The organism is Pseudomonas tehranensis, from assembly GCF_014268615.1.
Classification (GTDB): Bacteria; Pseudomonadota; Gammaproteobacteria; order Pseudomonadales; family Pseudomonadaceae; genus Aquipseudomonas; species Aquipseudomonas tehranensis.
The window spans coordinates 20,178-28,438 of record NZ_JABWQV010000044.1; the positions used below are offsets into that span (position 1 = coordinate 20,178).

Sequence of the window (8,261 nt, forward strand, 5' to 3'; positions counted from 1 at the left end):
TTCCCCATTTTTTCGTTGACCCCAGGCCCGATGGCCGAGTGTCATTAATGTGCCTGGTGCGGCTGGACAGCGGCAAAGCCCGGAACATGAGCCCGTATCGCGCCCAGCAGTTCTTCCTTGCTGAAAGGCTTGGTCAAAAACTGATCGGAGCCGACGATGCGCCCCTTGGCCTTGTCGAACAAACCGTCCCGAGACGACAACATGATCACCGGCGTAGCCTTGAAAACGCTGTTGTTCTTGATCAGGGCACAAGTCTGGTAACCGTCCAGGCGCGGCATCATGATGTCGACAAAGATAATGCCCGGATGATGGTCGGCGATCTTGGCCAGGGCATCGAAGCCGTCGACAGCCGTGATGACCTCGCAACCCACGTTGCGCAACAAGGTCTCGGCGGTGCGGCGGATGGTCTTCGAGTCGTCGATGACCATGACCTTCAAGGCGCTGGGTTGCTGCTGCGTAAGATGCTCTGCCATTGCCACTGCAAACCGGTTTTTAACGCGTAAGTGTGAACGACAGCGCAAACCCTTGATGTTCAAGGCCCGCACGTCACATGCCAGCCTTTTTAGCACAGTCTCCATCGCCGATCTATCGGCCGCTCGGTACAGTGGTTTTTCCTTGACCGCCAATCTTCCGGGCGCCACTCTGACGCCACTTTTTCACACCATTTGTGCCCATCAATTTTCGAGGAACCAAGCCATGAGCGTACGCGTCGGCATTGTCATGGACCCTATCGCCAGCATTTCCTATAAAAAGGATAGCTCGCTGGCCATGCTGCTGGCCGCTCAGAAGCGCGGCTGGGAGCTGTTCTACATGGAGCAGCGCGACCTCTACCAGGCCGAAGGGCAGGCACGGGCGCGGATGAAGCCGCTGAACGTCTTCGCCAATCCCGAAAAATGGTTTGAGCTGGGCGACGAACGCGATGCGCTGCTCAGCGACCTGGACGTGATTCTCATGCGCAAGGATCCGCCCTTCGACATGGAGTTCGTGTATTCCACCTACCTGCTGGAGCAGGCCGAAAGCGCCGGTGTGCTGGTGGTCAACAAACCCCAGAGCCTGCGCGACTGCAACGAAAAGCTGTTCGCCACGCTGTTCCCGCAGTGCACACCGCCCACTATCGTCAGCCGTCGCCCGGACGTGCTGCGTGAATTCGCCGACCACCACGGCGACGTGATCCTCAAGCCCCTGGACGGCATGGGCGGCTCCTCGATTTTCCGTCACACCGCCGGGCACCCCAACCTGTCGGTGATCCTGGAAACCCTGACCTTGCACGGTCAGCAGCAGATCATGATCCAGGGTTACCTGCCGGCCATCGTCGATGGCGACAAGCGCATCCTGATGATCGACGGCGAACCGGTGGACTATTGCCTGGCGCGCATTCCCGCGGCCGGCGAAACCCGCGGCAACCTGGCGGCCGGCGGGCGTGGCGAGGCGCGTCCGTTGACTGAGAAGGACCGCTGGATCGCCGCCCAAGTCGGCCCGACCCTGCGCGAGAAGGGCCTGTTGTTCGTCGGCCTGGACGTGATCGGCGAGCACCTGACGGAAATCAACGTCACCAGCCCGACCTGCATCCGCGAGATCGACAACGCCTTCGGCACCGATATCGGCGCGATGCTGATGGATGCCATCGATCAGAAGCTCAAGGCTCGTTGATCCAGATCCTGCTGAAGGAAACCCACATTGCGTTATCATGCCCGGCCTGAAAAAAACGCGATGTTGGTTTCCTTGCCATGACCCTCCCGTCCGATCTGCCCCAAGAGCTCGCCCATCGCGGCGTGCGCCCGGCTGATCGTCTCGGTTTTACCCTGTTCCTGGCGGCATTGATCCACTTGGCACTGCTGCTGGGCGTCGGGTTTGCCACGGTAGAACCCAAACAGATCAGCCAGACCCTGGAAATCACCCTGGCCACCTTCAAAAGCGAAGCCAAGCCACAGAAAGCGGACTTCCTCGCCCAAGAAAACCAGCAAGGCAGTGGCACCCTGGAAAAAAAGGCGACGCCCAAGACCACCCAGATCGCGCCGTTCCAGGACAATAAAGTGCAGAAGGTCACACCGCCGCCAGCGGCCAAGCCCGAGGTCCGGGAGACGGCGCCCAAGGCAGCCGTAACCACCGTGGCGCCGAAGCCGAAAAAAGCCCCGGTTAAAGAAGAGGTCAGGCCCGACCCCAAACCCAAGGCCCCGGTGCCCACCTTCGACAGCGCCCAGCTGTCCAGCGACATCGCCAGCCTGGAAGCCGAGCTGGCCCAGGAACAGCAGCTATATGCCAAACGCCCGCGCATCCACCGCCTGAGCGCCGCCTCGACCATGCGCGACAAGGGCGCCTGGTACAAAGACGAGTGGCGCAAGAAGGTCGAGCGCATCGGCAATCTCAACTACCCCGACGAAGCCCGGCGCAAGCAGATCTATGGCAACCTGCGGCTGCTGGTCTCGATCAACCGCGACGGCTCGTTGTATGAGGTACTGGTGCTGGAGTCCTCCGGCCAGCCATTGCTGGATCAGGCCGCCCAGCGGATCGTGCGCCTGGCCGCGCCGTTCGCACCGTTTACCGGGGACCTTTCGGACATCGACCGCCTGGAAATCATCCGCACCTGGAAGTTCGCCCGGGGCGATCGTCTCTCCAGCAACTGATTCCCCACCCGAATCCCTGGTGGGAGCGGGCTTGCTCGCGAAGACGGCAGTCCTGCCACAAGAGATCTGTCGGATGTACTGTCCCCTTCGCGAGCAAGCCCGCTCCCACATTTGATCGGTGTCGCCAGCCAGTTCGAGGCATTTGCTGCACATCCCCAGCTTGTCAGTTCGCCCCTGCGCCGCCACACTAGCGCCTATGAAAAACGTCAGCCCCACCTACCTCAAGCATCACTTCCTGATTGCCATGCCGCACATGGCCGATCCGAACTTTGCCCACACCTTGACCTACATCGTCGAGCACACGGCCAATGGGGCCATGGGGCTGGTGATCAATCGGCCGCAGGAACTGAACCTGGCGGACATTCTTGAGCAGTTGCGCCCGGATGTAGAACCGCCACTCTTGTGCCAGCACGTCCCGATTTTCATCGGCGGCCCGGTGCAGACCGACCGAGGCTTCGTGCTCCACCCGACGGGGCCGTCCTACCAGGCCACCGTGGACCTGGATGGCGTATCGCTGTCCACCTCCCAGGACGTACTGTTCGCCATCGCCGACGGCGTAGGCCCGGAAAAAAGCCTGATCGCCCTCGGCTATGCCGGTTGGGAAGCCGGTCAACTGGAAGCCGAACTGGCCGATAACGCCTGGCTGACCTGCCCGTTCGACGCCGACATTCTGTTCAATACCAGCAGCGAACTGCGCCTGGAAGCGGCGGCCAGCCGGCTGGGGGTCAACCTCAGCCTGCTCACCAGCCAGGCAGGACACGCCTGATGGCCCTGCGCTTGCTGCTGGGCTTCGATTACGGCACCAAACAGATCGGCGTGGCGGTCGGCCAGGTGATTACCGGCCAGGCCCGCGAACTGTGCACCCTGAAGGCGCAGAACGGCGTTCCCGACTGGAACCAGGTCGAAGCGCTGATCAAGGAGTGGAAACCCGACGCCGTGGTGGTCGGCCTGCCGCTGAACATGGACGGCACCCCAAGCGACATGTGCGTGCGTGCGGAGAAATTCGCCCGCAGGCTCAATGGCCGCTACAACCTGCCCTTCTACACCCACGACGAGCGTCTGACCACGTTCGAGGCCAAGGGCGAACGCCTGGTACGTGGCGGGCAGAAAGGCAGTTACCGCGACAACCCGGTGGACGCCATCGCGGCCGCCCTGCTGCTGCAAGGCTGGCTCGACGCCAACGCCGCCCTGTTCGAAACCTGATTTTTTTGAAAGCGCCGACAGGGCGCTTTCTTTTAGCGATAAACCGGGCATCTGACCACCGGCCCGGGAACCTGAAGGAGCCAGCATGAGCCTGCCCAATCCCGCCGAACTGATCAGCCAGATGGCGATTCGTCTCACGGCGCACCTGGAACAACGCGGCATCAGCGAACCGCGCTACATCGGCATTCGCACCGGTGGCGTCTGGGTCGCCCAGGCCTTGCTCGAAGAACTGGGCAGCGATGCGCCGCTGGGCACCCTCGATGTGTCGTTCTACCGCGACGACTTCAGCCAGAACGGCCTGCACCCGCAAGTACGCCCCTCGGCCCTGCCGTTCGAAATCGAAGGCCAGCATCTGGTATTGATCGACGATGTACTGATGAGCGGCCGGACCATCCGCGCCGCCATGAACGAACTGTTCGATTATGGCCGCCCCGCCAGCGTGACCCTGGTGTGCCTGCTGGACCTGGACGCCGCCGAGCTGCCGATCCGCCCGAACGTGGTCGGCGCGACGCTGACGCTGGCCGCCCACGAGCGAGTCAAGCTGTCCGGCCCCGCGCCGCTGCAACTCGAACTGCAAGACCTTGCCCTTTAACTGCCCTTGTAAGAGTCCATTGCGATGACGCCTCTCGAAACCAAGCGAGCGCTACAGCTCAACGATCAGGGCCAGCTGCGGCACTTCCTGTCCCTCGACGGCCTGCGCCGCGAGCTGCTGACGGAAATCCTCGACACCGCCGATTCGTTCCTCGAAGTCGGGGCCCGGGCGGTGAAGAAAGTCCCGTTGCTGCGCGGCAAGACCGTCTGCAACGTGTTCTTCGAAAACTCCACGCGCACCCGCACCACCTTCGAACTCGCAGCCCAGCGCCTGTCGGCGGACGTGATCACCCTGAACGTCTCCACTTCCTCGGCGAGCAAGGGCGAAACCCTGCTCGACACCTTGCGCAACCTCGAGGCCATGGCGGCCGACATGTTCGTCGTGCGTCACGGTGATTCCGGCGCCGCGCATTTCATTGCCGAGCATGTGTGCCCGCAAGTGGCAATTATCAACGGCGGCGACGGCCGTCACGCCCACCCGACCCAGGGCATGCTGGACATGCTGACCATCCGTCGGCACAAGGGCAGCTTCGAGAATCTCTCGGTGGCCATCGTCGGCGACATCCTGCACTCGCGGGTGGCCCGCTCGAACATGCTGGCCCTCAAGACCCTCGGCTGCCCGGACATCCGCGTGATCGCGCCGAAAACCCTGCTACCCATTGGCGTCGAGCAATACGGGGTGAAGGTCTACACCGACATGACCGAAGGTCTCAAGGATGTGGACGTGGTGATCATGCTGCGCCTGCAGCGCGAACGCATGACCGGCGGCCTGCTGCCCAGCGAAGGCGAGTTCTACCGCCTGTTCGGCCTGACCACCGCGCGCCTGGCCGGGGCCAAGCCGGACGCCATCGTCATGCACCCGGGGCCGATCAACCGCGGGGTGGAGATCGAGTCGGCAGTGGCTGACGGGCCGCATTCGGTGATCCTCAACCAAGTGACCTACGGCATCGCCATCCGCATGGCCGTGCTGTCCATGGCCATGAGCGGGCAAACGGCCCAGCGCCAATTCGACCAGGAGAACGCCCAGTGAAGCTCAGCATTCTCGGCGCACGCGTGATCGATCCGGCCAGCGGCCTGGATCAAGTGACTGACATCCATATCGACGCCTGCAAAATTGTCGCCCTTGGCGCCGCTCCGGCCGGTTTTACCGCCGTCGACACCCTCAACGCCCAAGGCCTGGTGGCCGCTCCGGGGCTGGTGGACCTGAATGTCGCCCTGCGCGAACCCGGTTACAGCCGCAAAGGCAGTATCGTCAGCGAAACCCGGGCCGCCGCCGCCGGTGGCGTGACCAGCTTGTGCTGCCCGCCGCAGACCAAGCCGGTACTGGACACCTCGGCCGTGGCCGAGTTGATCCTCGATCGCGCCCGCGAAGCCGGCAACACCAAGGTGTTCCCGATCGGCGCCTTGAGCAAAGGCCTCGATGGCGAACAACTGGCAGAGCTCATTGCGCTGCGCGACGCCGGTTGCGTGGCGTTCGGCAATGGCCTGAACAGTTTTCGCAATACCCGTACCCTGTGCCGCGCCCTGGAATACGCCGCGACCTTCGGCCTGACGGTGATCTTCAATTCCCAGGATCACGATCTGGCTGAAGGCGGGCTGGCCCACGAAGGCCCGACCGCCAGCTTCCTCGGCCTGCCGGGTATTCCGGAAACCGCCGAAACCGTGGCCCTGGCCCGGGACCTGCTGCTGGTGGAACAAAGCGGCGTGCGCGCCCACTTCAGCCAGTTGACCAGTGCCCGCGGTGCCGCACTGATCGCCCAGGCCCAAGCTCGCGGCCTGCCCGTCACCGCCGATGTGGCGCTGTACCAACTGATCCTGACCGACGAAGCGCTGATCGACTTCAACAGCGTCTATCACGTCCAGCCGCCGCTGCGCACCCGCGCCGACCGCGATGGCTTGCGCGAAGCCGTGAAATCCGGGGTGATCTCGGCCATCTCCAGCCATCACCAGCCCCACGAGCGCGATGCCAAGCTGGCACCCTTCGGCGCCACGGAACCGGGCATCAGCAGCGTCGAGCTGTTGCTGCCGCTGGCCATGACGCTGGTGGAAGACGGATTGCTGGACCTGCCGACCTTGCTGGCACGCCTGAGCAACGGCCCGGCCGACGCGCTGCAACTACCGGTGGGTAAACTGGCGGTGGGCGCGGCGGCGGACCTGGTGCTGTTCGACCCAGCCGCGTCCACCGTGGCGGGTGAAGCCTGGCGCTCCAAGGGCGACAACTGCCCGTTCCTTGGCCACAGTTTGCCGGGGGTGGTGCGTTATACGCTGATGGATGGGCGGATGACTCACCAGGCCTGACACCGCGTCGCCCTTATCGCGAGCAGGCTCGCTCCCACAGGGATCTTCGGTGAACACATAACCTGTGAACACCTCGATCCAATGTGGGAGCGAGCCTGCTCGCGAATGCAGGCGAGTCGGTCTAACTGACTTAGTGAAAAGCCCCGCGCTTCTGCGCATTGCGAATCGAGACCTGATCGTTTAGCGTCCAGAAGTCATACAGCACCCCGAGGAAAAATACCCCGCCGGTCAGCAGGTAAAGGATGCCGGTGAGCCATTTGCCCTGGTACATGCGGTGCACACCCAGCACACCGAGAAACGTCAGCAGAATCCACGCCACGCTGTACTCGAGGGGACCCGGGGTGAAGCGCAGATCGGCCTCCCGATCCATGGCCGGAATCAGGAACAGGTCGATCAGCCAGCCGATGCCCAACAAGCCAAAGGTGAAAAACCAGATCGTGCCGGTGACCGGCTTGCCGTAATAGAAGCGGTGGGCGCCGGTAAAGCCGAAAATCCACAAGAGATAGCCGATCACTTTGCTGTGGGTATCGCGTAAAGCGTCCTGCTGATAGCTGTTCATGAATCGCCTCTTTTGCCTCGATAGATAAATTTGTTCGGATTATTTGTGACTTTTTTATGGATTGCCGACAAGCGGTCTCCAGCCTCAGGAACCCGGTAAACCCCCGTGCTGTCTGGGTTCTGTCAGACAATTGGGTCAATATGTCGCAATTATGCGGGTTTCACCTAGGGTTGCGATTCGACAAACGGCCTCGGAACCGTAAAAAAAGCTGTTATAAAGTTGCGCGCTTACCTTCAAGAGCCCTGCCTAATGCGTCCATTTTTCAAGACATGGCTAACCATTTGCCTATTATTGCCCTTGGCCGCCCACGCCACCAATCGTGAGCAACGTCTTCCCAACGTCAACGGCTACACCCCTAAATCCCATGTTTCTGCTCCTTCGAGCAAGAACAAGCAATACGCCCAGCGCGTGCGCACTGCCAACAGCAAGCTGGTTCCGCCCATGGCGACTAAGGCGACCAGCAATGTGTTGAGTCGTGCCGTGAATGTCTTGGGCACACCTTACCGTTGGGGCGGCAGCAGCCCAAGCAAAGGTTTCGATTGCAGCGGCCTGGTGAAGTACGCCTTTAACGATGCTTCCTTCGACCTGCCGCGCACCTCCAATGCAATGGCCAGCGGTCATGGGCAGAAAGTCGATCGCAAGGACCTCAAGCCCGGCGACCTGATTTTCTTCAAGCTCAAGAGCCGCCGGGTCAACCACGTGGCCATCTACCTGGGCAACGACCGCTTCATCCACGCTCCACGTCGTGGAAAGTCGGTCTCTATCGACACGTTGAACAAGCCGTACTGGAACAAACATTACGTGGTTGCCAAACGGGTTCAGCCCAAAGAGCCGAAAGGGATGCAGGTGGTTCAGCGCTGATCCAGTATTTGTGTCGCGGCTGATTACCCCTTCGCGAGCAAGCCCGCTCCCACATTGGATCTCCAGTGATCACATAACTTGTGAACACCTCGGACCCAATGTGGGAGCGGGCTTGCTCGCGAAGA

10 protein-coding genes are annotated in these 8,261 nt (G+C 62.0%); 8 read left to right on the forward strand and 2 right to left on the reverse strand.

The genetic code is table 11. The features are described from left to right. Nucleotides 1-44: 44 nt before the first annotated feature. Nucleotides 45-473, reverse strand: a complete 429-nt coding sequence (locus HU811_RS10310; protein ID WP_047225997.1) for a response regulator — start codon at nt 471-473, stop codon at nt 45-47. Between the two features lie 223 nt (nt 474-696). Between HU811_RS10310 and gshB the strand changes: the two genes are divergently transcribed. The 7 genes from gshB (at nt 697) to HU811_RS10345 (ending at nt 6,716) form a co-directional block, all read left to right on the forward strand. Next, nucleotides 697-1,650, forward strand: a complete 954-nt coding sequence (gene gshB / locus HU811_RS10315; RefSeq protein ID WP_092395472.1) for a glutathione synthase — start codon at nt 697-699, stop codon at nt 1,648-1,650. Between the two features lie 77 nt (nt 1,651-1,727). Next, entirely contained in the window at nt 1,728-2,624 is an 897-nt protein-coding gene (locus HU811_RS10320; RefSeq protein ID WP_047225999.1) for an energy transducer TonB, read from the forward strand. Between the two features lie 196 nt (nt 2,625-2,820). Further along, nucleotides 2,821-3,390 carry a YqgE/AlgH family protein gene (locus HU811_RS10325; RefSeq protein WP_047226000.1) on the forward strand — a complete coding sequence of 190 codons (570 nt, stop codon included), beginning with the start codon at nt 2,821-2,823 and terminating at the stop codon, nt 3,388-3,390. Further along, nucleotides 3,390-3,827 (forward strand): Holliday junction resolvase RuvX, encoded by a 438-nt coding sequence (gene ruvX, locus HU811_RS10330; RefSeq protein WP_092395470.1) that lies wholly within the window; start codon nt 3,390-3,392, stop codon nt 3,825-3,827. The genes HU811_RS10325 and ruvX overlap by 1 nt, the downstream gene beginning before the upstream one ends. An 85-nt stretch (nt 3,828-3,912) precedes the next feature. Next, the gene (pyrR, locus tag HU811_RS10335; RefSeq protein WP_047226002.1) at nt 3,913-4,419 is read left to right on the forward strand and encodes a bifunctional pyr operon transcriptional regulator/uracil phosphoribosyltransferase PyrR; all 507 of its coding nucleotides are present in this window, start codon (nt 3,913-3,915) and stop codon (nt 4,417-4,419) included. Nucleotides 4,420-4,443: 24 nt separating this feature from the next. Beyond that, nucleotides 4,444-5,448, forward strand: a complete 1,005-nt coding sequence (locus tag HU811_RS10340) for an aspartate carbamoyltransferase catalytic subunit (RefSeq protein WP_047226003.1) — start codon at nt 4,444-4,446, stop codon at nt 5,446-5,448. Further along, complete coding sequence (locus HU811_RS10345) at nt 5,445-6,716, forward strand: dihydroorotase (RefSeq protein WP_092395468.1); 1,272 nt, start codon at nt 5,445-5,447, stop codon at nt 6,714-6,716. Before HU811_RS10340 ends, HU811_RS10345 begins: the two co-directional genes overlap by 4 nt. 130 nt (nt 6,717-6,846) lie before the next feature. On the opposite strand, the gene HU811_RS10350 is transcribed toward HU811_RS10345, so the two are convergent. Beyond that, entirely contained in the window at nt 6,847-7,275 is a 429-nt protein-coding gene (locus HU811_RS10350; RefSeq protein ID WP_047226005.1) for an NINE protein, read from the reverse strand. A gap of 249 nt (nt 7,276-7,524) precedes the next feature. On the opposite strand from HU811_RS10350, the gene HU811_RS10355 reads away from it, so the two are divergent. Next, nucleotides 7,525-8,136 (forward strand): C40 family peptidase, encoded by a 612-nt coding sequence (locus tag HU811_RS10355; protein ID WP_092395466.1) that lies wholly within the window; start codon nt 7,525-7,527, stop codon nt 8,134-8,136. Nucleotides 8,137-8,261: the final 125 nt, after the last annotated feature.